At 65.3% G+C, this 23896-nt stretch carries 27 protein-coding genes; 3 read left to right on the top strand and 24 right to left on the bottom strand.

Annotated features, from left to right (window positions below; translation table 11 throughout):
* The first annotated feature begins 73 nt into the window (after nt 1–73).
* Entirely contained in the window at nt 74–682 is a 609-nt protein-coding gene (locus ACXAG6_RS12610) for a hypothetical protein (protein ID WP_475338008.1), read from the top strand.
* Between the two features lie 3 nt (nt 683–685).
* Here the strand turns inward: ACXAG6_RS12610 and ACXAG6_RS12605 are convergent, their stop codons facing one another.
* Entirely contained in the window at nt 686–1702 is a 1017-nt protein-coding gene (locus tag ACXAG6_RS12605) for a quinoprotein relay system zinc metallohydrolase 2 (RefSeq protein ID WP_475338006.1), read from the bottom strand.
* Between the two features lie 112 nt (nt 1703–1814).
* Here ACXAG6_RS12605 and ACXAG6_RS12600 point away from each other — a divergent pair, with 112 nt between their 5' ends.
* Entirely contained in the window at nt 1815–2618 is an 804-nt protein-coding gene (locus ACXAG6_RS12600) for a quinoprotein dehydrogenase-associated SoxYZ-like carrier (protein ID WP_475338005.1), read from the top strand.
* Between the two features lies 1 nt (nt 2619).
* Here the strand turns inward: ACXAG6_RS12600 and ACXAG6_RS12595 are convergent, their stop codons facing one another.
* The 13 genes from ACXAG6_RS12595 to ACXAG6_RS12535 form a co-directional block, all read right to left on the bottom strand.
* Nucleotides 2620–2961, bottom strand: a complete 342-nt coding sequence (locus ACXAG6_RS12595; protein ID WP_140014363.1) for a hypothetical protein — start codon at nt 2959–2961, stop codon at nt 2620–2622.
* Nucleotides 2958–3587 carry a hypothetical protein gene (locus ACXAG6_RS12590; RefSeq protein ID WP_475338004.1) on the bottom strand — a complete coding sequence of 210 codons (630 nt, stop codon included), beginning with the start codon at nt 3585–3587 and terminating at the stop codon, nt 2958–2960. The genes ACXAG6_RS12595 and ACXAG6_RS12590 overlap by 4 nt, the downstream gene beginning before the upstream one ends.
* A 28-nt stretch (nt 3588–3615) precedes the next feature.
* Entirely contained in the window at nt 3616–5895 is a 2280-nt protein-coding gene (locus ACXAG6_RS12585) for a PAS domain-containing hybrid sensor histidine kinase/response regulator (RefSeq protein WP_475338002.1), read from the bottom strand.
* A complete protein-coding gene (locus ACXAG6_RS12580; protein ID WP_475338001.1) occupies nt 5895–7058 on the bottom strand; it encodes an FIST N-terminal domain-containing protein in 1164 nt (387 codons plus the stop codon). The genes ACXAG6_RS12585 and ACXAG6_RS12580 overlap by 1 nt, the downstream gene beginning before the upstream one ends.
* A gap of 4 nt (nt 7059–7062) precedes the next feature.
* Nucleotides 7063–7788, bottom strand: coding sequence for a response regulator (locus ACXAG6_RS12575; protein WP_475338000.1), 726 nt, complete (start codon nt 7786–7788; stop codon nt 7063–7065).
* 175 nt (nt 7789–7963) lie between these two features.
* Complete coding sequence (locus tag ACXAG6_RS12570; RefSeq protein ID WP_475337999.1) at nt 7964–8194, bottom strand: hypothetical protein; 231 nt, start codon at nt 8192–8194, stop codon at nt 7964–7966.
* Between the two features lie 96 nt (nt 8195–8290).
* Nucleotides 8291–9442 (bottom strand): hypothetical protein, encoded by a 1152-nt coding sequence (locus ACXAG6_RS12565; RefSeq protein WP_475339058.1) that lies wholly within the window; start codon nt 9440–9442, stop codon nt 8291–8293.
* 20 nt (nt 9443–9462) lie between these two features.
* Complete coding sequence (locus ACXAG6_RS12560) at nt 9463–10137, bottom strand: hypothetical protein (protein WP_475337997.1); 675 nt, start codon at nt 10135–10137, stop codon at nt 9463–9465.
* Nucleotides 10134–11024 carry a vWA domain-containing protein gene (locus ACXAG6_RS12555; RefSeq protein ID WP_475337996.1) on the bottom strand — a complete coding sequence of 297 codons (891 nt, stop codon included), beginning with the start codon at nt 11022–11024 and terminating at the stop codon, nt 10134–10136. The genes ACXAG6_RS12560 and ACXAG6_RS12555 overlap by 4 nt, the downstream gene beginning before the upstream one ends.
* Nucleotides 11021–11971, bottom strand: coding sequence for a VWA domain-containing protein (locus ACXAG6_RS12550; RefSeq protein WP_475337995.1), 951 nt, complete (start codon nt 11969–11971; stop codon nt 11021–11023). Before ACXAG6_RS12550 ends, ACXAG6_RS12555 begins: the two co-directional genes overlap by 4 nt.
* Nucleotides 11964–12347 carry a hypothetical protein gene (locus ACXAG6_RS12545; protein ID WP_475337993.1) on the bottom strand — a complete coding sequence of 128 codons (384 nt, stop codon included), beginning with the start codon at nt 12345–12347 and terminating at the stop codon, nt 11964–11966. Before ACXAG6_RS12545 ends, ACXAG6_RS12550 begins: the two co-directional genes overlap by 8 nt.
* A 4-nt stretch (nt 12348–12351) precedes the next feature.
* The gene (locus ACXAG6_RS12540) at nt 12352–13251 is read right to left on the bottom strand and encodes a DUF58 domain-containing protein (RefSeq protein ID WP_475337992.1); all 900 of its coding nucleotides are present in this window, start codon (nt 13249–13251) and stop codon (nt 12352–12354) included.
* Nucleotides 13248–14192, bottom strand: a complete 945-nt coding sequence (locus tag ACXAG6_RS12535) for an AAA family ATPase (RefSeq protein WP_475337991.1) — start codon at nt 14190–14192, stop codon at nt 13248–13250. The genes ACXAG6_RS12540 and ACXAG6_RS12535 overlap by 4 nt, the downstream gene beginning before the upstream one ends.
* A gap of 268 nt (nt 14193–14460) precedes the next feature.
* On the opposite strand from ACXAG6_RS12535, the gene ACXAG6_RS12530 reads away from it, so the two are divergent.
* A complete protein-coding gene (locus ACXAG6_RS12530; RefSeq protein WP_140014375.1) occupies nt 14461–14670 on the top strand; it encodes a hypothetical protein in 210 nt (69 codons plus the stop codon).
* Nucleotides 14671–14783: 113 nt separating this feature from the next.
* On the opposite strand, the gene phoB is transcribed toward ACXAG6_RS12530, so the two are convergent.
* The 10 genes from phoB to gmk all read right to left on the bottom strand — a co-directional run bounded on the left by phoB (nt 14784) and on the right by gmk (nt 23894).
* A complete protein-coding gene (phoB, locus tag ACXAG6_RS12525; RefSeq protein ID WP_140014376.1) occupies nt 14784–15476 on the bottom strand; it encodes a phosphate regulon transcriptional regulator PhoB in 693 nt (230 codons plus the stop codon).
* Nucleotide 15477: 1 nt separating this feature from the next.
* Entirely contained in the window at nt 15478–16200 is a 723-nt protein-coding gene (phoU, locus tag ACXAG6_RS12520; RefSeq protein ID WP_140014377.1) for a phosphate signaling complex protein PhoU, read from the bottom strand.
* A gap of 4 nt (nt 16201–16204) precedes the next feature.
* Nucleotides 16205–17002 (bottom strand): phosphate ABC transporter ATP-binding protein PstB, encoded by a 798-nt coding sequence (gene pstB, locus ACXAG6_RS12515; protein WP_475337990.1) that lies wholly within the window; start codon nt 17000–17002, stop codon nt 16205–16207.
* Nucleotides 17003–17016: 14 nt separating this feature from the next.
* Nucleotides 17017–18345: a phosphate ABC transporter permease PstA gene (gene pstA / locus ACXAG6_RS12510; protein WP_475337988.1), complete on the bottom strand. Its 1329-nt coding sequence runs from the start codon at nt 18343–18345 to the stop codon at nt 17017–17019.
* Nucleotides 18345–19808: a phosphate ABC transporter permease subunit PstC gene (gene pstC, locus ACXAG6_RS12505; protein ID WP_475337987.1), complete on the bottom strand. Its 1464-nt coding sequence runs from the start codon at nt 19806–19808 to the stop codon at nt 18345–18347. Before pstC ends, pstA begins: the two co-directional genes overlap by 1 nt.
* 118 nt (nt 19809–19926) lie before the next feature.
* Nucleotides 19927–20967, bottom strand: a complete 1041-nt coding sequence (locus ACXAG6_RS12500) for a substrate-binding domain-containing protein (RefSeq protein ID WP_475337985.1) — start codon at nt 20965–20967, stop codon at nt 19927–19929.
* 245 nt (nt 20968–21212) lie between these two features.
* Nucleotides 21213–21542 carry a nuclear transport factor 2 family protein gene (locus ACXAG6_RS12495; protein WP_475337983.1) on the bottom strand — a complete coding sequence of 110 codons (330 nt, stop codon included), beginning with the start codon at nt 21540–21542 and terminating at the stop codon, nt 21213–21215.
* A gap of 141 nt (nt 21543–21683) precedes the next feature.
* Nucleotides 21684–22679: a sensor histidine kinase gene (locus ACXAG6_RS12490; RefSeq protein ID WP_475339057.1), complete on the bottom strand. Its 996-nt coding sequence runs from the start codon at nt 22677–22679 to the stop codon at nt 21684–21686.
* A gap of 49 nt (nt 22680–22728) precedes the next feature.
* Entirely contained in the window at nt 22729–23253 is a 525-nt protein-coding gene (locus ACXAG6_RS12485; protein ID WP_475337982.1) for a gamma carbonic anhydrase family protein, read from the bottom strand.
* Nucleotides 23250–23894, bottom strand: coding sequence for a guanylate kinase (gmk, locus tag ACXAG6_RS12480; RefSeq protein WP_475337981.1), 645 nt, complete (start codon nt 23892–23894; stop codon nt 23250–23252). Before gmk ends, ACXAG6_RS12485 begins: the two co-directional genes overlap by 4 nt.
* Nucleotides 23895–23896 lie beyond the last annotated feature (2 nt).

Raw genomic sequence — 23896 nt, 5'->3', positions numbered from 1 at the left:
CAGACCAAAGGTGGTATTGGGCGCTGTAGACAACGGTGCACCCGCGGATAGAGTGGCAAACGGGAGGAACATCATGAAAACAAGGGCTCTGCTCGCACTGCTTTTGGCGCTCACCCCGGCCACCCCCGCGCTGGCCGCCGATTTCTCCGATCCGACATGGCCTTGCGTCCAGCGCAAGGTAGAGGCCCTGTCCCCCGGCCTGATGTGGCCCGTGGCGTTGGAAGAGCCCGAACTCACCGAGAAAACCGAGGCCGCCGTTGCCGAGCTGGTGGGCTACCTCACTCTGCGCCGCCTGCCGCTGGAAGAGGTGGAGCCCCGCCTCACCGCCTTCACTCAAGCGCATGGAAACGACCCGGCCCTGCTCGGCCATGTCTTCACCCGCGCCTTCGACCAGCTCAACAACCTGCGCAGCCGCATCATCACCGGTATCGGCGAATACTCCCTCGGCCAGATCGACCTCGCCGCCCGGATCGACGCCGCCCGCGTGGAGATGGGCAGCGAAATGGCCAAGGAGGCCCCCGATTACGACCGGGTGGATGAGTTGGAAGAGCAGATCGACTGGGATGAACGCATCTACACCGATCGCCGCCAAAGCCTCACCTACGTTTGCGAAACCCCGGTTCTGCTGGAAAAGCGCCTCTACGCCATCGCCCAGATGTTGCAGGGCGCGCCGCCCCAATAGGGCCTACTCCCACTCCAATTCTGTAAAGGCCACCGTCGCGTTGCGCTTGTTGTAGGCCTCGAAGAGCGCCCAATGCGCTGCCTCCCCAGCGGCCACATGTTCCACAGCCTCCCCAAGCCGCTCGCCCGCCGCGATCGCGGCCCGGGTGTCATCACGCAAGACCTCGAGGTAGCGCCGCATTGGCGCAAGCGCCTCCGTCATGGGCAGAACCGGCCTGCCGTGCCCCGGCACCACCCGTCCGCCCTGCCCCTCCAGCCGATCCAGCGCCGCGAGCCAGCCCAGCACCGAGCCGTCGAGCGCGGGCGTGTGCTTGTCGAACACAAGATCGCCGGCAATCACCACATCGCCCACCTTCACGGTCAGATCGGTGCCGCTATGCGCCCGTGGCCAAGACTCCAGCTCCAGCAAAATATGACCAAGGTCAATTTCCACCCGCTCCGTCACCTCCACGGTCACATCAGGCGCGGCGGTGCCCAAAAATGCCTCCGCCCCGATCAGCCCTTCAAGGTTTTCGCTGTAGTTTTCGGCCCGGTCCGCCAGCGCACGGGCCAGTGCCGCATGGCTCACCACCTGCGCCCCCTCGAACGCCGTAGCGCCGAACACGTGATCGGGGTGCATATGGGTCAGCACCAGATGGCTCACCGGCAGGTCCGTTACCTCGCGCACGGCCCGCCACGTTGCCTCGCCAATCCACCGGGCCGACCCGCTGTCAACCACCGCCACCGCATCGCGGCCCACGACGAAAGCGATGTTGGAAACATCCCCCCGGTTGGCCTCATCCGGCTCCGCCACCGCGCCGCTGTGCACAAACACCCCCGGCGCAACTTCCTCAAACGCCAGCGCCGCCCCGCGTGGCGCGCAAAAGGGCTGGCCCGTGCTCCAGCGCCCCTGCGGCACCACCACCTGCGCCAGCTTTGCCTCGCATCCCGCCCGCGTTTCTGCCTCGCCTCCCACCACCAAAGCGTCGCGGCACAGGCCCGGATCGGACAAGAGGCAGAGGGTCACGAGCGCTTCAAACATGCCCCAGCCTGCGCCCCGCACGTGCCCGCACACCATGCCGACAAACGGATCGGTGCGCGACGCGGCGCAATCTGCTATGCTCGCGCAACGCGCGACCACGGGAGGAGACCCAATGACGCCGTTTATCCGCACCGCCATCGCCGCGGCGCTCGTCGCCCTGCCCGCTCACGCGGCAGAGGATAACCCGCTCACCGCCAGCGAAAGCTGGGACGCGCTGCAATATGACGTGCTGGGCGAGGCCACCCCCACCGAAGGCGGCACGCTCTTCACCGTTGATGCGCCCTACCGCGCCAATGATGCGGCCACCGTGCCGGTGCATATCGTGCAAACCGACGAGGCGGCAACGATCAACACGGCCATCGTGGTGATCGACGAAAACCCCGCCCCGGTCGCAGGCACCTTCACCTTCGGCGCGGGGATGCATCCGCTCGATCTGGAGATCCGCGTGCGGGTAAACCAATATTCCAACGTCCGCGTGATCGCCCAAACGGCAGACAGCCTCGTTATGGCCGGTCGCTTCGTGAAGGCCTCGGGCGGCTGCTCGGCCCCGGCCACCTCCGATCCGGAAGCGGCGCTGGCGGGGATGGGCGAAATGCGCCTGCGCAGCTTCGGGACCCAGCCGCAGATGAGCACCCCGCGCCGCGAAGCCCAGATCATGATCCGCCACCCCAATTACTCCGGCCTCCAACGCGACCAGATCACCCAGCTCTTTGTGCCGGCCCACTTCATCGACACGCTCGAAGTGCATCAGGGCGACGAGCTCCTGTTCACCATGGAGGGCGGCATCTCGATTTCCGAAAACCCGGTGTTTCGCTTCAGCTACAATGACAACGGCGCACCCGAGATCGTGGTGAAGGCGACCGACACCGAGGGCAACAGCTTTGAGCAGCGCCTGCCCAAGGATGAGGCCTCCTGAGCTAGAAGCACAAAATCTCCGCTTCCGCCTGCGCCCGGCGCAGCTCGGCCACGATGGCCTCTGCGCTGGCGGCGCTGCGGAAGATCGCCATGCGTTCACCGCCCACCTGCCGCATAGAAAGCACGGTTTCGGCCTCTACGTAATCCTCATAGGGCAGGATCGAGGCGACCACGTCGATCGAGCAGGCGCATTTTATCATCACGTCGCGGCTCTGGCCGTTTGTCTGCATGCAGGCAAACACGTAGTCCGCCCGCGCCGCCGTGGGATAGTCGTTCAGCCGCTCGGCCACGCTCTGGGCCTGCAGCGGCGCGGCGAGCAGGGCCAATGCGGCAAGCCACCTCATTCGGCCACCCCTTCAAACACCACCGTCGAGCGATAGACCTCACCGGCCTCGGCCGAGAGGCTGCTATACCAACCCGGCACCTCGGGCGACATTTCCACCGTCAGCGCAAGATCGCCAAAGCCCTGCATCCGCGCGACGTTCGGATCATCCTCAAAGGGGTGCATCACCACCGTCACCGTGCCGTCTTCGGCTTCAGTAATATCAGCCGGGCGCACCAGCGCCTCTTTTACCCGGTTGCGAATGTAAAACGGGCTGCCACCGGCGCTTTCGGCCATGTCGCGCACCACCGTCTCAACGAAATACATGATCACCGGGTTGCCCACGCTGGCCGGGAAGTTGCCCAGCGAGCGGTGCTTTTCATCCTGACGAAACTCCAGCCTGGCCACCGGCGGTGTGCCGCCTTCCAGCGTCAGCTCAATCTCGCCGGTGTCACGTGCAGCGGCGGCGGGCACCAGCGCGTTGCTCACCTCGCGGCGGTAATCCAGCACATCGCCCGTCTCAAATCCGTCGAGCGTGCCCTGCTTGAAGAGCAGATCATAGGCCGCCGTATCCACCGGGTCCGCAGCCTGCGCCGCGCTCCCCAGAGCCATCAACCCGGCGGCCAGCGCCGAAATCACCTTGTTCATCCGTCAATCCTCCCGGCCTGAGCCTATCTCACGTCGAGCCGAGGTCACCGGATACTTTTGTCGGTGCCCTACGCGCCCCGTCGTCCCCCTCCTGCGCTCCCGCTCGGGCCTTCCAATGCATCAACGGGCGCAGGCGCGACAGTTCCACAGGCTTGGTCATCACCGTGAAATCCTCCTCAACCCCGGCCTGCGCCAGTTCGGGCGAACGGTTGGCGGTGATCATGATGGCCGGCACATGCGCCCCGCTCGCTGCGCGGATGGCCCGGATTGCATCGGTGCCGAGCTCGTCGCCATCGAGGTGATAGTCCGCCAGCATGATATCCGGCGGCAGGCCCAGCTCCCGCACCATCGCCAGCGCTTCCCCGGTGCCGCGCGCGCCCAGCACCGAGGCCCCCCAGCGCTCCAGCTTGCGGGTGGTTGCATCCAGCACCGTGGTGTCGTTTTCGACCACCAGCACGATCAGGTCCATCTCGGGGAAGTCCCCTGCCCCCTGGCTCATCACCGCCTCCGCCACCGGGGCCTGTGCCTCCACGGCGTCCATCTCGATAGAAAATACCGAGCCCACGCCCGGCTTCGAGCGCACGCCAACCCGATGGCCCAAGTGGCGGCAGGTGCGATCCACGATTGAAAGGCCAAGCCCCATGCCACTGCCCGGCGGCACATTGTCGGCCCGGGTGAACTCCTCAAAGATGCGCCGCTGATCCTTGCGCGAAATCCCGATGCCCGTATCCCAAACCTGAAGCTCCACCTTGCCGCCCGGTTTACGGCGGCAGCCCACCAGCACCCGCCCGCTCTCGGTGTATTGGATCGCGTTCACCACGAGGTTCTGGATCGAGCGGAACAGGTAGCGCTGATCAGAGCGCACCCACACGCTGGAGGGCACCGCACTGAGGCGCACCCCCTTGCGGTCGGCAAAGGCCTGCTGGTCCTGCGTGACCGTCTGCATCACCGAGGAGAGCGAAAATTCGGTCGGGTTGAGGTTGCCGGTCGAGCTTTCGAGGCGCGAGATGTCGAGCAACGCGTGCAGAAGCTGCTCCATCGAGGTAAACGCTCCCTCCAGCCGCTCAACGGTGTCGGCCATGTCGGTCTGGCGAGACATGTCAAAGAGCGTCGAGATCAGCAGCTTGGCGGCGTTGATCGGTTGCAGCAAATCGTGGCTGGCGGCGGCCAGAAACCGCGTTTTGGAGGAGTTCGCCGCCTCCGCCTCCTCCTTGGCCAGCCGCAGCGCCTCTTGCACCCGGGCCAGCTCTTGAAACTGCGCGGTGAGCCGATCATTTGCGCGGGTCAGTTCGGCGGTGCGCTCCTTCACCCGCTTTTCCAACAGCTCCGTGGCGCGATACTCCAGCGTCACATCCTTGATATCGACGAGAAAGCCCCGGTCGGGCAGCGCGTGGGTGTGCATGTCGAGCACCCGGCCAGAGGCGTGCCGCAGGGTCTGCCGCAACCGCCCATCATTGCCCGCCCGCTCCATCCAGCCATCGAACAGCGCTAGGTTTTCAAGGTCGATCAAATAGTTGGCGCGGATAAATTCCACCACCTCGGTAAACAGGGTGCCCGATTGCACAATCGTGTAGGGCAGGCCCAGCAGGTCATGAAACCGGTCATTGTGCAGCGTAATCGTGCCCTCCGCGCTGACCGTGCACAGACCAAGGCTCATATGGTCGATCGCCGCCTGCAGGTAATGCGCCTGAAGGTCGATCAGCTGCGCCTTCTCCGAGCGGTTCTTGCGGACGATATCGGTGATCTCGGTTTGCAGAACAATCACCGTCTCCCCGCCCGTGCCCTGCTGGGAAATCTGAAACCACCTGTCGCCCTTCAGCGCGATCACGAAAGACGAAAGGGCCGTGCCCGTGCGCTCCTCGCGGTGCGTGCGCAACGGCGGGGCAACCTGCTCCTCATCAGGCTCAAGGTGGCCGGAATGTTCCATTGCATCAAAGTAGTCATCCAGCGTCAGCCCCGGCAGGATGCGTTCGGAGATATCGGGCAGCAGCGTGCGGAACAGCTCGTTGCAAATCCGCAGCCGCCCCTCCTCGAACAGCGCAAAGCCTCCTTCCATCACTGAAAGTGCATCGCTCAGGTTCTTCTGGCTGCGCTCGCGGTCATGTCTGAGCTGGCTCAGCTCGCTGGAGGCGCGCTCCAGATCACGGGTCTTGTCCCAGACCTGCCCCTGCAGGGCGATGGCGGACTGAAACGCCGAATAGGCCTGATTGCCCACCTCGTTCTGCCGCCCCGCCCGGCGCACCAGCGCAGCGATGATCTTGGCCTGTTTCTCGACCTGCACTTCAAGCGGATCATTCGGGTCGATCATCAGTGCAACGCCCGCGCCTTCGGCTCAAAGAAGGCAACGCCCACGAAGGTCTGGTTCACATGTACGCCGCAATGCTGCTCGCCATAGGTGTTGAAGCCCAGCACTTTTCGCTGCCGCAGCACCTCCGAGGCCGGGCCGGTGAGCTGCTTGTGGTCAATCTCGATGCGCCTCAGCACGCAATCGAACCCGAGGATAAATTCCGGCGCCCGTCCGCGACCGTCGCGCAGATCAAGCTCCTGCGCCATCGTCTTCACAATCTCCTGGCCCTTGCCCAGCGTCAGCAGCAGCCCCTCGTCAATCGCGCTTAGAAACGAGAGCGCCCCGCCCGCGTGGACCTCCTGTATCGCGCGCACATGGTAGAGCGCCGAGTTGCGCACCAGCACCGGGTTTTCGGCAAAGACCTCGGGCGACAGCGCCTCGCGCGACACCCCGACAAGCCGCGCGTATTCATCCGCCGCCGGTGCGCCGTTGATCTCATAGACCACCCGCTCTTCCGGCTCGGCACCGGTTACCACCATCTGGTGGCCCGTGGGCAGAAAGTGGTCAAATCCGATGCCGGAGAACTCCAGATCGGTTTCCAGCACCAGGAGCAGCGCGGCATTGGTGTGGAACTTGCCGCCATGCAAAACCGAGGTTTGCTTGAAATTCAATCCGTTGGCCGCCGATCCGCCGAAGATAGGCATGTCATCCAGCCCGGCCTCCAGCGCAGCCACCAGCATGTCTTCCTGCTTGGAAAGCCCGTCGCTGATGGTCAGGGCAAGCCGGTTCCAATGGGCGGTGTGCTGAAAGCGCGCCGCAAGGGCGCGGGCTTCTGTGGTGATCCGCTGGATCGAGAGCGGCTTGAGCGGCGCGATGAGCTGGGAGGCACAGCGAAAATGGCTGCGCGGAAAGGAGAGCGCCAGCAACGCGTCGTTCTCATAGCCCTCCGGTGTGATCTGGCCCGCCGTGGTGCAGCCAAACACCGGGCTGCCCGGCAAATGCGCGGCCAACCCGGCCTCGATTTCTGCAAGGTCCAGCGCCTCGGGTACGAAAAGCAGGATAAAACAGGCATCGCGCGGGCTCAGCGCCGCCGCAACCTCAGCCACCGCTGTCGCGCCATCGAGCGCATGTGATACGGCAACGCCAACAAGCGTGTCCGGCTCTCCCCCTGTTGGTGCGTTCATCACCTCAGTTGCTCAAGAACGCCTGCGCATCGCTCTGCTCGCCCACCCCGGCCCCGTCAAGGCTGGCACTCTCGACCAGCACGGCAGCCTGGGTGCGGTTTTGCACCCCAAGGCGACGAAGCAGCGCGGTGATATGCGCCTTCACCGTGGCCTCCGCGAGATCCATCTCATAGGCAATCTGCTTGTTGGGCTTGCCTACGCAGATCAGCTTCATGATCCGGGTCTGCTGCGGGGTGAGTTCGGCAATGCGGCGGGCAATATCGTGGCTGTCGCGATGGTGCTCTGGTGCACGGCGCACCCGGGTAAAGCCCTTGGGCAGGTAGGTCATTCCGCTGCGCACATCGCAAAGCGCGGCCCGCAGGTCTGCCATCGGCGCATCCTTGGGCACAAAGCCCGCCGCGCCCGCATCCAGCACCGCCTGAATCACCTCATCGGAGGTGAGCGACGAAATCACCACCACCGGCACATCCGGCAATTCGGCCCGCAGCCGCAAAAAGCCGCTGATCCCGGTCACATCCGGCAGCTTGAGATCAAGCAGCACCATATCGGGCGAAAACGCTTTGCTCAGCGCCTTCAAACCATCGCCCAAGGTGGTCGCGGTAACAATCTCGCAGCCCTCGAACACGTGCCGCAGCGCGGTTTCCAGCGCCGCGCCATAAAGCGGGTGATCGTCGATCACCAACACCGATCGAACCGGGCCGGCTTGTCGGCCAAGCGCCTCATGTCTCATGGTTCGTCCTCCCTAGGCGGGAGGCTAACAGGAAAAATTCCGCCTGTGCAACAATGTCGCACAAGTTGAACAGCTTGGCTGTTTTTCGCCTCAGGATGCAACGCTCTGCCCGGAGCCGGGCCATCGCCCGCCTCCGGCTGTCTGTTTCGTGCGCTTGCCCGCTCGGGGCCTGCGGTCAGGCCGGTTCAAGCACCCCGTTCGCCTTGGCCACATGTGTCGCAATCGCATCCATCAGTGGCGGTGAGACGCGATCATTGAGCGCCGGTGTCAATTCTCTCAGCCGGGCGCGAATGCCGCACATCCGTTCCGGGTTTGCCCCGCCCCCGTCGACCGCCGGGTGCATCGCAACGTGGCCCGTGGCAAGTTCCTCCTGACTGCCACCAAAGTGCTGAGGCCACAGCCTCATGGAACGTCCCTCTCTGTTGGGTCTGCCGCTGAGCGCTCCCCTCGCAGCCTCGGCAATAGTGGCGGGATGGTGCCGCGCCGCAGTGCATCTGGCAATTTAGCCATGAGTATCGGTGGGCCGGGCCAGCAGCGCATGGGCCAGCGCGCGCGGATCGGGCCGCGCAGCGCCCTTGCCGAAGAGCGCAGCGTCAAGCTCGGCCATCGCCCTTTGCGACGCCGGGCTGCTGCGCCCCTGCCGCGCCAGCGCCGCCCCCGCCCGCCTCAGCGCCGCAAGGTCACCCGCCCGCGCGGCCCGCCGCACCTGCCAGCGCAGCGGATCGGCAAAGCCGGGCCTTGCCCACTGCCGGCCCCAGAGCAGCGCCACCAGCCCCACCGCAAGCGCCGCGCCGAATGCGCCTCGCGATAGCCCCGCCCGCACCGTTCCGGCCTCGCCCGGCGCGGGCACAGCGGCGAGCGGCGCGGCATAGGCCACGCGTTGCGCCCCAATGCGCACCCGCCTCGACTGCCGTTCCGCCGTGTCGTACCAGTCAAACTCCATCGGCTCGGTGATCGCCGACACCCCGTTGCCCGGCTGGATCGTCCAGCGCCAGAAGGCAACAGAGACAGGCCCTTCCGGCGAAAGTTCCACCAGCCGTTGCTCGGGATGCGCAAACACCAGCCCCGTGGGCGAGCGCAGGTCCGGCATCGGCGGGATCATCTGCGGTGCGGCGCCCGTGGCGGCCACCCGCACGATCCGCAGCACCCCTGCCCCCGGTGCAAGCTGGTCGGGCGCGTTCGACCAGCTGTCACTCACCACAAGGCGCCGCACCGGAAACCACCATGCCGACCCTACCGGCGCTTCGGCCACCTCCACCGTCACCGGCTCGGAGGTGAGATCATGGTCAAACCAGTCATCGTTTTCGTCGATCAGGGTCAGGTGATGGGTGAAGGCGCCAATCTCCACCGGGCCGGGCTGCTCGGCAAACAGCGCCATCCGCCGCCGGAAGTTCTTGACCGGCTGGCCCCGTTCGCGGGTTTCATACCAGTGGTCCTGCCCCAGCTGCATCCACGCAAACCCCTCCAGTTCCGGCTGCTCCAGCCGCTCACGGGCAATGTGGCGGCGGTAGACGCCGTGAATCGTCACCAGCACCATCTCGCCAGTGAGCGGCCCCGCCTCGGGAAAGGTGCCCACATCCTCCACCGTAACGGTCAGCTCAACCTCTCCGGGGCGCACCTCCGCGCTCTGCCCCAGCGCCGCCCCCGCCAGCATGATCCAGATCAGCACCGCCCTCACTCTGGATCCTCCGCCTCGGGCTGCGCCTCACCGGCCTGTGCCCGCCGCTTGGCCTCATGCCGGATGCGCGCCGCGAGGAAGGCGCCGGGCACGTCCTCCAACGTCTCCAGCCAGCGCTCATCGGCAGTGATGTATTTGTCATCAAACACCTTGCGCACCTCACGCGCGCCATTGGTCACAACCTCCGGCAGGCCGACGAGCGCACCCACGTTCGTCACCTCCGTGCCGGTCCCCGCCGCCCGCGCATTTCCCCGCGCCTCAAAGCTCTCCACCGCCTCCTGGCTCTGATCGCGCTCCGAGAACCACTCCACAACCGAGCCGGCCTCAAGCGCGAGCCCTGCGTAATAGGCCGCCACAAGGTCAAAATTGGCCCCCGCCGCGCTGTCATCGCCCGCGCGGGCAAGGTCATAGGCCTCCAGCGCCGCAGCATAGTGCCCGGCGCGCGCCAGGGCATTGCCTCGGTTGAACGGCTGCCCCGCCACGCCAAACGCCTCTGCCGCCTCGTCAAAGCGCCCCGCGTGATAAAGCGCCACCCCGCGCCAACCGGGATCGGAGAAGAGCGCAGGTATCGGCACCCCGGCGGCCATCAGCGCCCGGCCAAAAGGCGCCAGCCCGCCCATCAGCAGGGCCAGCGCAAGCAACGCCACGGCAAGGATCGCCGCCCCCCTCATACCAGCCTCCGCCGAAAGGCAAGCAGCAGTGGGAACAGCGCAAACAGCAGCACCAACCGCCCGTGATCGGCCAGAAACAACAGCGGATACTCCGCCCGCTCCAATCGTGCCCGCCCGCCCTCGGTCAGAAACGCTGCCAGCGCAGGGCCCTCCAGCGGCGAAAACAGCTTGCCGCCCCCCGCGCGCGTCAGCACCTCCGCCGAGGCCACGCCCTCCGGCGCCACCACCGAAAGCCGCGCGCCCTGCCCGGCCAATCGCGCCGCCGCCTCCGCCGTCTCCGGCCCGAGGCCGCCACCATCGCTGAACAGCACCACATCCGCGCTCACCAGCCGCGCCTCAGCCAAAACCTCGCTCGCCTTGCCCAGCCCCAGCCAGGGACGGCTGCCCCTGTCAGGCACGGTCTTGGCCTCCACCAATTGCCACGTCTGGGCCAACTCCCTGTGATCGCTGGTCAAATCCGCTGCGTGATAGGCATCTCCGGCCACCACCACCAGCGCCGCAGGCCGCGCGCCCAGCCCGGCCATCGCGGCCCGGCCCGTGGTTTGCATCTGGCCCCACCCCTCTGCCCCGGTCATCGACGGCGAGGCATCGAGTACAAAGATGACCCCATCAAGGTTGCGAAAGGCCGCCGCCTCGCGGCGGGTGGTTGCCGGGCCGGTCAACGCCAGCACCACCAGCGCAGCGGCGGCCAGCGCGCCCAGCCCGCGCAGCCCCCGCCGCCCGCTCTGCACATGCCCCAGCCGCCGCAGGGCCTCCATCATCTCGGGGCGCACCACGCGCTCCCAATCACCCAGCCGTGCGCGGCGCTGCCAGAGCAGCACCGCCACCACCGCCAGCACCGGCAATGCGAGCAGCCACCACGGGCGCAGCAGCACAAGCCCGCTCATCCCTGCCCCCGCCACGCCAGCCCGAGGCACAGCATCAACGCCACCCCCGCAGGCCAAACCCAGAACTCCCGCCAGACCTCCGCTGACAAACCATCACCCGCCGTTGCCTCCAGCCGGTCAAGCGCCTCGCCCACCGCCACAAGGTCTTCCGTTGTGCGCACCCGAAATGTCTCTCCCCTGCTCAGGCTCGCCACCGCCCTCAGGGTCGCCGCATCCACCACGCCGCGCACGCCCTCCTCGGCCTCGTCCAGAGCCTTCGGCCCCATGGCGATGGTGTGGACCCGCACGCCCATCTCGGCGGCAAGGCTGGCCACACCGCGCGGGTTGGTCGCGCCCGCGTTGTTCGCCCCGTCCGACAGCAGGATCACCACCTTCGTCGCCGCCTCGCTCCGCGCCATCCGCTTCAACGCAAGGCCCACCGCATCGGCCATGTTGGTTGCCCGCCCCGAAATGCCGATCTGCGCCTCTTCGATCCGCCGCGCCACCGCCTCGGTGTCGAAGGTGAAGGGCGCCGCGTAATAGGCCTCCGAGCCGAAAAAGATCAGCGCCACCCGGTCCCCGGCGCGGCGGCGGGCAAATTCCGCCCCCACCCGCTGCACCGCCTCAAGCCGCGAAATTGCTTGCCCGTCGAGCGCAAAATCCTCGCGCACCATCGAGCCCGAAAGGTCAATCGCAATCGCAAGGTCGCGCCCGGTCACCCGCAACGCCGAAACCGGGGCGAGCACCCTTGGCCCGGCCAGTGCCACCACCAGAAGGCACCATGCCAGCGCCGCCATCCACGGCACTTCCCGCCGCCCGCCACCCGCGCCCGCCGGCAAAAAGCCCGCGGCCACCCGCTCTGGCATCCGCAGCGCCGCCCCGCCCCCGCTCGTTGCGGGCAGCAAGGCCCAAGCGAGGAGCGGCACGGGCAACAGCAAAAACCACCAAGGCTGCGCAAATTCAGCCATTGGCCCCCAGCCTCTCACCGAGCCTATCGCCCAGCCCCTCCGGCAGCCCATCCTGCGTGTAGAGCGTGGCGCGGCGGGCGGCGTAGCCCGCCGGGTCCGCCTCGCGCCAGAGCCGCAGCAGGGCAATTTCCCGCTCGGCCTCAGGCATCGCCTCTGCTGCCGCCAGCCGTTCGGCAAAGCTCGGCAGGCGCGCGGGCCTTTGCCGCCGATGCAACATGGGCCGCAGCAGCGCGGCAAGGCAGAGCGCAAGGGCAAGGCCAATCCCGGCCCCGGCGGCCACCTCGGCCAGCCCGCCCCCGGCGGCCTCACTTGGCAGTCGAATATCCAGCAGCCCGGCCTGCACCGCCTCTTCCGTCAGCGCCTGCCCGTCTGCCATCGCCTCACCGCCCCCATGCCGCATGAAGCTGCCGGGCCGTCTGCTCCAGCGGCGCGGCGGCCTCGATTATCACATGCGGAAAGCCCTCCGGCGCCGCCGGGCCCGGGCTGCTGCCCGAAACCCGCAGCATCCGCACCACGCCGCTGCGCAACCGCACCGGGTAACGCCCCTCCGGCAAGCCGCCGGGCCCCCTGTCGGCGACCTCCAGCAAGAACGGATGGCGCCTTTGGGCCAGCTCGCCCAGCCGCGCGGCCAGCCCGGAACCCGAACTGTCAAACCCGCTGGCAATCAGCACCTCGGCCCCGCGCGGCGCGATCCGCTCCAGCGAAAGCAGCTGTGCGGCCAGCTCCGGCTCCTCCTCGTCTTCGCCGCTGGCCATGGCAGCATGAAGGGCCGCGCGATGCGCGCGCACCATGCCGCCGATCACGCCGAGCATCCCCCGCGTCCGGCCCCGCGCGCCCACAATCTCCGGCCCGCCCGCGCCAAAGGTCACAAGCCCAACGCGCCCGCCCTCCTCCACCGCACGCCACCCGATCAGCGCCAACGCCTCGGCTGCGGCCACCGAGCGAAACGCCCGCCCCGTGCCCCAAAGCATCGAGGGGCGCAGATCCAGCACCAAAAAGCTCACCCGGTCGCGCTCTTCCTGAAACCGCCGGATATGCAGCACCCCGGTGCGTGCCGTGCTGCCCCTGTCGAGATGGCGAATGTCATCGCCCGCCACATATTCTCGCGTGTCCGCAATCTCCTGCCCGCTGCCCCGCCGCTTGCTCAAAAAACCACCCGGAATGGCGGCAGGCGGCGCCGTGAGCTCGCGCTCAACGGCCATCTCGCGCAAGGCTATCAGCCGCTCGGCATCAAGCGCCACGCCGCGGATAGAGAGCAAGGGCTCCACCGGGCGGCTCACAGCGGCTCGGTGGCAGCCAGCACATCGGCCACCAGCGCCCGCGCGCTGCGCCCCTCCGACTGCGCCTGCCACGTCAGCACCAGCCGATGGGCCAGCGCGTCTTCAGCCAGCACCTCAACATCCTCCGGCAGCACATGGTCGCGGCCCCGCAGCCATGCCCGCGCCTTGGCCGCCGCCGCCAGCGCAAGGCTGCCGCGCGGGCTGGCAGGATGGGCCAGTTCATCGGCAAAGGGCGCGGCGCGTGTGGCGGTGACAAGCCGCACGATATAGTCGCGCACCGGGCCTGAAAGATGGGTGCCCATCGCCGCCACCCGCGCCTCGCGAATGTCCTCAACCTCGGGCAAGGCCCCGGCCTCGCCCTGCCCCTCGGCTTCGACCAAATCAAGGATCCGCCGCTCCATCGCGGCATCGGGCAGCTCCAGCATCACATGCAGCAAAAAACGGTCCAGCTGCGCTTCGGGAAGCGGAAAGGTGCCCTCATGCTCAATCGGGTTCTGCGTGGCCACCACCAAAAACGGGTCTGGAAGCCCGTGGGTGGCATTGCCGCTCGTCACCTGCCCCTCGCCCATCGCCTCCAGCAGGGCCGACTGCACCTTGGGCGGGGCGCGGTTGATCTCATCGACCAGAACGAGATTGTGAAAGATCGGGCCGGGCACAAACTCGAAATCTCCGGTCTGCGGCCGGAAGACGGGGGTGCCGGTGAGGTCCGAGGGCAGCAGGTCGGGCGTGCACTGGATCCGGGCAAAGGAGCCGCTGAGAGCCGAAGCCAAGCTCTTGACCGCGCGTGTCTTGGCAAGGCCGGGCGCACCCTCCACCAGCAGGTGCCCTCCTGCGAGGATGCCGGTGAGCAACCGCTCTATCAGCCGCTCATGGCCAACCAGCACCTGCCCAAGATGCGCAGAGAGAGCGGCCAGCCCGCGGGTGCCGGTTTCGGTGTCCATGCAATCCTCCCAGTTCGCAGCCCCAGCCTAGACCCTGCCCGCCGGAAGCGGAAACACAGCCCAAAGTCTTGGTTCTCAGCTCGGGAAAGCGATGCAAGGTTGAGCCCGTCGGGGCATGGGAGCGGCCTCAGCTTAGCGCGTTGTAGCCCCGAGGCGCTTAAATTTGCGCCCGCATGAAGGCACGTTTACCCTGTGTCCGGAAAATGATGGCATGCGCGTGGTGTCTGGCCACAGTGCAAGCACGCTCCTCAACCGGAAAGCGCCCGCGATGATCGAACTTGCCTTTGTCACCTGCCTCGCCGCCAGCCCCACCGATTGCGAAAACCGCAGCCTGCTTTTTCAGGATGGCACGCCCACAACCTGCATGAGGATGGCACCTTCGCAACTGGCAAAATGGGCAAACGAACACCCCAACTGGACTGTCGCGCGCTGGAAGTGCCGCGCCTTCGAGGCCGGTGAAGGCCCGGTTGACATCTGAGCCTAACGGCCCGGGCGTTTTGGGAGAATTGCCAGAACCCGGACGCAGAGACGCGCAGCAACCTGCGCCACCTGTAGGGTGGGCAATCTGCCCACCTTCCCGGACTCTGTGCTTTACCCCAGCGCGTAGCCCGCGCCGCGCACCGTGCGCAGCAGGTCGTCCCCCCCATGGGCGCCGAGCGCCTTGCGCAGCCGCCCGATATGCACGTCGACCGTGCGGGTATCGACATAGATATCCCGGCCCCAGACCCTGTCGAGCAGTTGCTCGCGGCTCCAGACCCGGCCGGGCTTTTCCATGAAGGTAGAGAGCAGCCGAAACTCCTTTGGCCCCAGCTTCAGCTCACGCCCGCTGCGCTCAACCTTGTGGGTCTCGGCATCCAGCATGATGTCTTCATACTCCAGCCGTGCACCCACCGTGGCAGGCCGGGTGCGGCGCAGCTGGGCGCGGATGCGGGCCATCAGCTCGATCACGCTGTAGGGCTTCACCACGTAGTCATCGGCCCCGGTCTCCAGCCCGCGCACGCGGTCAACCTCCTCGGCACGTGCCGAGAGCATGATGATCGGGATCGCGCGCGTGTCGTTCTTCAGCTTCAGGCGGCGGCACACCTCGATGCCCGAAAGATTCGGCAGCATCCAGTCCAGCACGATCAGGTCGGGACGCTCCTCTTCGACCAGCAAAATGGCATCCTCGCCATTATCCGCCGAAACAAGGTCAAACCCTTCCGCCTCAAGGTTGTAGCTCAAGACCTCGCGTTGCGCTGGCTCATCTTCGACAACCAGCACCAGAGGTTGTGCAGTGCGGCTCATCTCAGCGTTCCACCTCATAGGCCAGCGCGGTGTCTTTCGGGCGGCTTTCCTCGGGCATCTCGCCAGTGACCAGATAAATCACCTGCTCGGCAATCGAGGTCACATGGTCGCCCATCCGCTCGGTGTTCTTGGCGATGAAATGCAGATGCATGCAGGCGGTGATGTTGCGCGGATCTTCCATCATGTAGGTCAGGAACTCGCGGAACAGCGCGTTATACATCTGGTCCACCTCCTGATCGCGCATCCGCACATCAGCAGCCAGCTCCGCATCGCGCTGCACATAGGCGTCCAGCGCGTCCTTCAGCATCCCCTCCACCGCGCGGCACATCCGGCGAATCGAGGTGGTTGCCCCTTCAATCGGGTCCAACTGCACCAGCACGCCAGTGCGCTTGGCCATGTTCTTGGCATAGTCGCCAACCCGCTCAAGGTTGCCCGAGATTTTCATCACCGAAAGCGCGGTGCGAAGGTCGGTGCCCACGGGGGCGCGCAGCGCGATAAGCCGGGCAACCTCTTCGGCCACCTGCTCTTCAAGCCCGTCGATGGCCTTGTCGTTCTTGCGCACGCGCTCGGCGGTCTCTTCGTCACGGGCATCCAGCGAGGCGGCGGCCTCGGTGATGGCGGTCTCCACCATGCCGCCCATCTTCATGATCATCGCCTGAATGGCCTCCAGATCACGGTCGAAGGCCGAGGCGATATGCTGTTCGTTCGGGGGAAGTGCAGACATGTTATCAGCCAATCTTGCCAGAGATGTAGGATTCGGTGCGCGGGTCTTGCGGGTTGGTAAAGATCGTGCCGGTCTCGCCAAACTCCACCAGATTGCCAAGGTGGAAGAACGCCGTCTTCTGGCTCACCCGGGCGGCCTGCTGCATCGAGTGGGTCACGATCACCACCGAATATTGCGCCCTGAGCTCGTCGATCAGCTCTTCCACCTGGCTGGTGGCAATCGGATCGAGCGCCGAGCAGGGCTCGTCCATCAGCAGCACCTCGGGCTCCGTGGCCACTGCGCGGGCGATGCACAGGCGCTGCTGCTGCCCGCCCGAAAGCCCGGTGCCCGGAGCATCCAGCCGGTCCTTCACCTCATCCCAGATCGCCCCACGCCGGAGGCTCTTTTCCACGATCACATCCAGATCGGCCTTGGTCTTGGCAAGTCCGTGGATTCGCGGGCCATAGGCGATGTTGTCATAGATCGACTTCGGAAAAGGGTTGGGCTTTTGAAAGACCATGCCCACCTTGGCGCGCAGCTGCACCGGATCGACCTTCTTGTCATAGATGTTTTCGCCGTCGAGCAGGATTTCGCCCTCGACCCGGCAGATGTCGATCGTGTCGTTCATCCGGTTAAGGCAGCGCAGGAAGGTGGATTTGCCGCAGCCCGAAGGTCCGATGAAGGCCGTCACGGTCTTGTCTTCGATCTGAACGTCTACATCCCGGATCGCGTGCGTGTCGCCATAATAGACCTGACAGCTTTTGGCCGAGATCTTGATATTGTCAGTGTCCACTATTCTCTCCAGCGGTCGCATGTCATTCATTTCGATGGCTCCCCTTACCAGCGCCGTTCAAAGCGCCGGCGCAGCACGATGGCAATGGCGTTCATGATCAGCAAGAACACGAGCAGCACGATGATACCGCCCCAGGCCTTTTCATAGAAGGCCGCGTCCGAACGGGCGGCCCAGGTGTAGATTTGTGCGGGCATTGCCGAGTTCGGCTCAACGAACCCCTCGATAAATCCGCCCGGGTATTCGCGGGCAACAAAGCCCACCATCCCGATCAGCAGCAGCGGTGCGGTCTCTCCCAGCGCTTGGGCCAGGCCGATGATCGTGCCGGTCAGAATGCCGGGCGCAGCCAGCGGCAACACGTGGTGAAACACGGCCTGCATCTTGCTCGCACCTACTCCAAGCGCCGCATCGCGGATGCTGGGCGGCACGGCCTTCAGGCTGGCGCGGGTCGAGATGATGATCGTCGGCAGGGTCATCAGTGTCAGCACAAGTCCACCCACGATCGGGGCCGATTGCGGCAGCCCGGCAAACTGGATGAAGACGGCAAGGCCGAGGATACCAAACACGATGGAGGGCACGGCGGCGAGGTTGGAGATGTTCACCTCGATGATATCCGTCCAGCGGTTCTTGGGGGCAAACTCTTCAAGATAGATCGAGGCGGCCACGCCGATCGGCAGGCTGAGCGCCAGCACCACCAGCATCATGAAGAACGAGCCCAGCACCGAGGCGCCAATGCCTGCGCCGCCGGGGTTGTCCACGCCCGCATCCTTGCCGGTGATGAAGCCCCAGTCGAACTGCCGGGTGATGATCCCCGCCTCGGTCAGCGCATCCACCACATCAAGGTCACTCACCACCATGAAGCGGCTGTCGACCAGCGTCTCGCGGTTGACCCGTCCCTTGAAGTAGCCATCCACCCGGCTGGAGGCATTGAGCGTAAAGCTCACAGGCGCGCCGATGCTCTCCGGGTTCTCCTGAAAGAACACCCGCAGATCGCTGCCCACCTTGCCCATGATCCGCTCAATCGCGTCATCCTGCACATCGTCGCCAATCCCGGCCTCGCGCAGCTGGTTGCCGAGCTGCGCGATGAAGAGCTTGGTATAGGCAGCGGTCTTCAGCATCCCGCTTTCGGCCTCGTCGATCTCGGCCTGGCTCACGTTCATCTCCAGCGTCACCACCGTGGTGGTGAAGGCCGGAATGCCCGAGCGCAGGATCGAAACCGCGAGCACCACCAGAAAGAACAGCCCCAGCGCAATCGCGGCAATCCCATAGGCCTTGAAGCGGCTCTCGGCGGCATTGCGGCGCTTTGTGCGCGGGTCCAGCGTGGCAAGCGAGCCGTGGCGCCGAGCCGGAGCGGCATTTGCAGTTGCATCGGCCATCAGTCGTATTGCTCCTGATATTTGCGCACGATGTAGAGCGCGAAAACGTTGAGCCCGAGGGTGATGACGAAGAGCGTCATCCCAAGGGCAAAGGCCACCAGAGCCTCAGGCGAGGCAAAGTCTGCATCGCCGGTCAGCTGGCTTACGATCTTTGCGGTGATCGTGGTCATCGCTTCAAACGGGTTGAGGCTGAGCCGCGCCGCAGCACCCGCGCCGAGCACCACAATCATGGTCTCACCAATGGCGCGCGAGGCCGCGAGCAGCACCGCACCGACGATGCCGGGCAGCGCGGCGGGCAGAACCACCTGCCGGATCGTCTCCGACTGGGTCGCGCCAAGGCCGTAAGAGCCATCGCGCATCGCCTGGGGCACCGCGTTGATGATGTCATCAGAGAGCGAGGAGACGAAGGGAATGAGCATGATCCCCATCACCAGCCCGGCGGTCATCACCGCCGTGCCCGATTGCATCCAGCCAAGCCCTTCGCCGCCAAAGACCGCCATCAGCAGCGGGCCAACGGTGAGCAGCGCGAAGAGGCCGTAAACAATGGTCGGGATACCGGCAAGGATCTCCAGCAGCGGCTTGGCCACCGAGCGCACCCGGTTAGAGGCGTATTCGCTAAGGTAGATCGCCGCGAAGAGGCCAATCGGCACCGCCACCGCCAGTGCGATGACCGAAATGTAGAGCGTGCCCCAGAGCAGCGGCCAAATGCCCAGCTCCGAGCCGCCGCCAAAGGAGGGTGCCCATGTGAGCGAACCAAAGAACTCGCTGGCCGGGTAGATCCGGAAGAACTCGATGGTGTTGAACAGCAGGCTCAACACAATGCCGACCGTTGTCAGAATGGCAATCGAGGCCGCGCCGACCAGCAGCCAGCGCACGCCCCGCTCCACCACATTGCGGGCGCGATAGTCCTTTTGCGCCCGCATCACCGCCAGCGCGGCACCGGCGAGGGCAATCGCAATCACCGCAACAGTCATCCACAGGCGCGAGGCGCGATTGGCCAGCCGCATCTCCTGCGCGGCCCGCAGCACCGGCGCGGTGACGTTCTGGGTAATCACCTGACCGGCGTCCTTCAGCCGGGCGGTCATATCGGTAAAATCGGCGCGGGCGTTGGCGGCGGTGTCTTCGCTCATCACCCCCATCGAAACTGCGTTATCGAGGCCATCGGAAACCCGCCGCACTTCGGCCATCAGCAGGTTCGTCGAGGCCGCCTGCTCCACCACATCGGCAGGCAATTGTCCGGCCACCCGCTTCTCGATCACGATGGGAGAAGCGATGAGCCAGACGATCAGCAGCAGAACGGCCGGCGCCACGGCGAACAAAAAGCCCATGTAGCCGTAATAGCTGGGCAGCGAGTGCAGGTGCCGCGGGTCGTTGCCCGCAGTGGCCAGCGCACGGCTGCGGGCTACCACATAGCCCACCACGCCAAGGCCAAGAACGATCAGGATGATCCACAAAACCGGCATGTGCCGTCCCCCGGGGTCTGAATTCTGTGCCCCGTCAACTCGGGGCTGTCACTGGCATCATCACAAGCAAAAAAGGGGGCGGCACCACAGCGGCACCGCCCCCGATCAGCGAAAAGGCTTACATGCCTTCGCCCATGGTCTGCTCTTCGTTCACCATGGCCTGGGTCTTGGCCAGTTCCGGGTCGGAGACGAGGCCGTAGTTGGCCAGCGGGCCGGTCGGGCCAGCAAGGTCATCGGAGATGAAGAACTGGGCATACTCTTTCAGGCCGGGGATCACGCCGATGTGGGCCTTCTTGATGTAGAAGTAGAGCGGACGCGACACCGGGTATTCACCCGAGGCGATGGTCTCGGTCTTGGGCTCAACGCCGCCCATGGTGGCAACCTTCAGCTTGTCCTGGTTGTTCTCGTAGAACGCCAGACCGAACACGCCGATGCCGTTGGGGTTGGAGTCGATGCGGGCGAGGGTCTCGGTGTAGTCGCCGTCGATGTCGACCGACTTGCCGTCGGTGCGCACTGCGAGGCAGGCGTCTTCAGCGTCGTCCTCGGACATGCCGCCTGCAACCATGGCTTCCATGGCGCCGGTGACTTCACAACCAGCCGCCATCACCTTCTCTTCGAAGACTTCGCGGGTGCCGTGCTTGGTGCCGGGGATGAAAGCGGCGATTTCAGCGTCGGGCAGATCGGCGTTGAACTCGTTCCACTTGGTGTAGGGGTTGTCGACCAGCTGACCGTCCACAACCACTTTCGGGGCCAGGGCGTTGAAGATGTCGGCCGGCTGGAAGGCGGTGAAGGCCGGGCCGGACTGCTGGGAGGCAAACACGATGCCATCATAGCCGATGCGCACTTCGATGATGTCGGTCACGCCGGCATCGGCACAGGCCTTGATCTCTTTTTCGCGGATGGCGCGCGAGGCGTTGGCCACGTCGATGGTGTTCTCGCCCACGCCTTCGCAGAAGCGCTTGAGGCCAGCCGAGGAGCCGCCCGATTCCACGACCGGGGTCGGGAAGTCGGTGTTTTCGCCGAAGGCTTCGGCAACGATGGAGGCATAGGGCAGCACGGTGGACGACCCGGCAACCTGCACTTGGTCACGGGCGGCAGCGGTGCCGGCGGCCAGCGCGGTCAGCGCGAGGGTGGAAACTGTGAGCTTGGTGAAAGACATCTGGAACTCCGTTGCATGTCAGGCTCGCCCCATCTGCTCATGAGGGGCGTTCGCGGTGCCCTTCTGAGCGTCGCGTGTTAGGCTTTTGTGACAGGTGTGTAACAGTTTTATGACATGCCGTGGGGGAAGGCAGGACTGGCCTTCGAAGAGATGCATTCAGTGTTGGTTGCGAGCCCGAATTTCTGGATGCTGCAGATCGCACGAATGTCGGCTATCAAGACTGAGCGTTGTGCCGTGAAGACGCTTTAGCAAGGTGTTCCTTGATGAAACTTTAGCTGCCAGCGCCCGCCATCTTTAACCCACAGCGACGAGCGACGTCCGACTTCGATCTGATCGCCATACCTTACCTTGCTGATGTAGGTCGCGAGGGCCACATCAGCAGCGATGAGCTGAACTGAGTAATCGGGCAGAGGTAGTTCCGCTTTTATTTCAGCATGTTGATCGGGTTCGAAAAGCATCTCTTCTCGTTCATATCTGCGCCCCGACCTGCCAAACTCTACGAAATCTGAGCAAAACGTCTGATCCATCAGGACCGGATCAAAACGTGTTTCGGCCCGCCACAGCGTTTCTTCCAACGCTTTCAAAGCGTGTCTATCTTCCAATGTTAAAGTCACCCGACCTCTCGACCCCGAAGGTTTCTTACACAAAGCTCGTAGATGAATGCAGACATATCAAGGCGACCGTCGAATGGCCCGTTCGTCCCACAAAGCCGCCCGCTAGCCCCCAATCCCCAAAGGCAAAAACACCGTAAAACACGCCCCCTCGCCCACCTCACTCTCAATCACAAACCGCCCCCGGTGCCGCGCCACGATATGCTTGGCAATCGCCAGCCCCAGCCCGGTGCCGCCCATCTCCCGCGAACGGTGCGAATCCACCCGGTAAAACCTCTCCGTCAGCCGCGGAATATGTCGGGGGTCGATCCCGTCGCCGAAGTCCCGCACCGCGCACCGCAGCGCCGGGCCGCGCAGGGCCACCACGCGCTCTTCCGCCACCACCGAAATCTCGATCTTCCCGCCTCCGCCGCCATATTTCAGCGCGTTCTCGATAAGGTTGGTGAAAACCTGCGTCAGTTGGTCGGCATCGCCCGGCACCTTTGGCAGGTCCGGCGGGAAGTGCCGCACCAGCTCCAGCCGGGCCTCCTCGGCCAGCGGCTTCAACGCATTGGCCGCCGAGGCCAGAAGCTGGCCCACGTCCACCAGCGAGGAGGGCCGCTGCATCGCCACCGCCTCCACCCGGCTGAGCGAGAGCAGGTCGTTCACCAGCCGGTTCATCCGCGCCGTCTCGCGCTCCATGATGCCCAAAAACCGCTCCCGCGCCGCCTCGTCGTTCTTCGCCGGGCCCCGCAGGGTTTCGATAAAGCCGGTCAGCGCGGTCAGCGGCGTTTTCAGCTCATGGCTGACATTGGCCACAAAATCCCGTCGAATCTGGTTGGCCGCCTCGGTCTGGCTCAAATCCTCGAAGGCCAGCACCACCCGCCCCTTCACCAGCGTCGCCTTCACCTGAAAGATCTGCTCACCTTCGCCCTCGACCCGTCGCACCCGCGCCTGCCCCGAATGGCCGCCATCCAGAGCGTTTTCGATCAGTTGAGCAACGGCAGGCTGACGCAGTTGCAAGCTATAATGCCGCCCCTGCCCCACACGGCCAAAGAGCGCGGCGGCGGGCGCGTTGATCGCCTCGATCCGCGCATCCGCCCCAATGGTGATCAGCGGCATCGGCACCGCGTCGAGAAAACCCTCGATTCCGCCCGGAGTATCCACCGGCTCAGATCGCCTTCAGGCCGGTGCGAAACCGCCGCATGTTCTCTTGGTAGTGCAACGCCGAGCGCCGCAGCCCCTCGATGGCCGCCTCGTCAAGCTGGCGCACCACCTTGCCCGGCGCGCCCATCACCAATGAGCCGTCAGGAATTTCCTTGCCCTCGGTAATCAGCGCCCCCGCCCCGATCAGGCAGTTCTTGCCGATGACGGCCCGGTTGAGCACCGTTGCCCCCATCCCGATCAGCGAATTCTCTCCAATGGTGCAGCCGTGCAGCATGGCCTTGTGGCCCACCGTCACCCCCGCCCCGATTGTAAGCGGGCAGCCCGGGTCGGTGTGGCACACCGTGTTCTCCTGAACGTTCGCCCCCGCGCCCACGCGGATTTCCTCGTTGTCACCCCGCAGCGTGCAGCCAAACCAAACCGAGGCCCCGCTCTCCAGCACCACATTGCCAATCAGGTTGGCATCGGGGGCCACCCAATAGTCGCCATCACCCGGAAACTGCGGCGCAAGCCCGTCCAGCTCGTAAATCATCGACCTTCCTTCACCCGAAACTGCTCATGAAGCATGCGCACATGGGAAGCCAGATCAGGCTGCTGCGCCCGCCGCATCCGCTCGGCGCTGACTATGGTGCGCAGGTGCGTTTCGCTGTCGTCCAGATCGTCGTTCACCAGCACATAGTCATAGCTGTCCCAGTGGCTGATCTCGTCCCAGCTCTTTTGCATCCGCTTGGCAATCGTCTCTTCCTCGTCCTGCCCGCGCTCGATCAACCGGCGCCGCAGCTCGTCGATCGAGGGCGGCAGGATGAAGATCGAGAGCGTGTGCCGGCCAAGCTCGGAGTTGCGAATCTGCTGCGCGCCCTGCCAGTCCACATCAAACAGCACATCACGGCCCGCGTTGATCGCCTCGCGCACCGGGCCGGCGGGGCTGCCGTAGTGATTGCCAAACACATGGGCGTGCTCCAACATCTGCTCCTCGGCCACCTGCTGGCGAAAGGCATCTTCGGTGAGGAAGTGATAGTGCACCCCATCCTCCTCGCCCGGCCGCGGCTTGCGGGTGGTGGCGCTGATGGAAAAGCGCAGATCACTGTCCCAGGCCATCAACCGGCGTGCAAGGGTTGTCTTACCCGCCCCGGAGGGCGACGACAGGATGATGAGTAATCCGCGTCTGGCCAAGG

This window comes from Vannielia sp. ABF1_015 (assembly GCF_056160745.1).
Note: the sequence above shows the minus strand (reverse complement) of the source record. Positions and strands in the feature narration are given on the sequence as shown.

Coding starts and splice junctions, on each gene's coding strand:
- ACXAG6_RS12565 (WP_475339058.1), bottom strand. CDS start 9,442: ATGCTGGCGGGGGCGGCGCTGGGGCAGAGCGCGGAGGTGCGCCCCGGA.
- ACXAG6_RS12485 (WP_475337982.1), bottom strand. CDS start 23,253: ATGATTTACGAGCTGGACGGGCTTGCGCCGCAGTTTCCGGGTGATGGC.
- pstA (WP_475337988.1), bottom strand. CDS start 18,345: ATGGCCGATGCAACTGCAAATGCCGCTCCGGCTCGGCGCCACGGCTCG.
- ACXAG6_RS12500 (WP_475337985.1), bottom strand. CDS start 20,967: ATGTCTTTCACCAAGCTCACAGTTTCCACCCTCGCGCTGACCGCGCTG.
- ACXAG6_RS12535 (WP_475337991.1), bottom strand. CDS start 14,192: ATGGACACCGAAACCGGCACCCGCGGGCTGGCCGCTCTCTCTGCGCAT.
- ACXAG6_RS12550 (WP_475337995.1), bottom strand. CDS start 11,971: ATGGCTGAATTTGCGCAGCCTTGGTGGTTTTTGCTGTTGCCCGTGCCG.
- ACXAG6_RS12610 (WP_475338008.1), top strand. CDS start 74: ATGAAAACAAGGGCTCTGCTCGCACTGCTTTTGGCGCTCACCCCGGCC.
- pstB (WP_475337990.1), bottom strand. CDS start 17,002: ATGAATGACATGCGACCGCTGGAGAGAATAGTGGACACTGACAATATC.
- ACXAG6_RS12585 (WP_475338002.1), bottom strand. CDS start 5,895: ATGATCGACCCGAATGATCCGCTTGAAGTGCAGGTCGAGAAACAGGCC.
- phoB (WP_140014376.1), bottom strand. CDS start 15,476: ATGAGCCGCACTGCACAACCTCTGGTGCTGGTTGTCGAAGATGAGCCA.
- ACXAG6_RS12560 (WP_475337997.1), bottom strand. CDS start 10,137: ATGAGGGGGGCGGCGATCCTTGCCGTGGCGTTGCTTGCGCTGGCCCTG.
- ACXAG6_RS12580 (WP_475338001.1), bottom strand. CDS start 7,058: ATGAACGCACCAACAGGGGGAGAGCCGGACACGCTTGTTGGCGTTGCC.
- ACXAG6_RS12555 (WP_475337996.1), bottom strand. CDS start 11,024: ATGAGCGGGCTTGTGCTGCTGCGCCCGTGGTGGCTGCTCGCATTGCCG.
- ACXAG6_RS12595 (WP_140014363.1), bottom strand. CDS start 2,961: ATGAGGTGGCTTGCCGCATTGGCCCTGCTCGCCGCGCCGCTGCAGGCC.
- ACXAG6_RS12600 (WP_475338005.1), top strand. CDS start 1,815: ATGACGCCGTTTATCCGCACCGCCATCGCCGCGGCGCTCGTCGCCCTG.
- ACXAG6_RS12530 (WP_140014375.1), top strand. CDS start 14,461: ATGATCGAACTTGCCTTTGTCACCTGCCTCGCCGCCAGCCCCACCGAT.
- ACXAG6_RS12490 (WP_475339057.1), bottom strand. CDS start 22,679: ATGCCGCTGATCACCATTGGGGCGGATGCGCGGATCGAGGCGATCAAC.
- ACXAG6_RS12575 (WP_475338000.1), bottom strand. CDS start 7,788: ATGAGACATGAGGCGCTTGGCCGACAAGCCGGCCCGGTTCGATCGGTG.
- ACXAG6_RS12570 (WP_475337999.1), bottom strand. CDS start 8,194: ATGAGGCTGTGGCCTCAGCACTTTGGTGGCAGTCAGGAGGAACTTGCC.
- ACXAG6_RS12545 (WP_475337993.1), bottom strand. CDS start 12,347: ATGGCAGACGGGCAGGCGCTGACGGAAGAGGCGGTGCAGGCCGGGCTG.
- ACXAG6_RS12605 (WP_475338006.1), bottom strand. CDS start 1,702: ATGTTTGAAGCGCTCGTGACCCTCTGCCTCTTGTCCGATCCGGGCCTG.
- pstC (WP_475337987.1), bottom strand. CDS start 19,808: ATGCCGGTTTTGTGGATCATCCTGATCGTTCTTGGCCTTGGCGTGGTG.
- ACXAG6_RS12590 (WP_475338004.1), bottom strand. CDS start 3,587: ATGAACAAGGTGATTTCGGCGCTGGCCGCCGGGTTGATGGCTCTGGGG.
- phoU (WP_140014377.1), bottom strand. CDS start 16,200: ATGTCTGCACTTCCCCCGAACGAACAGCATATCGCCTCGGCCTTCGAC.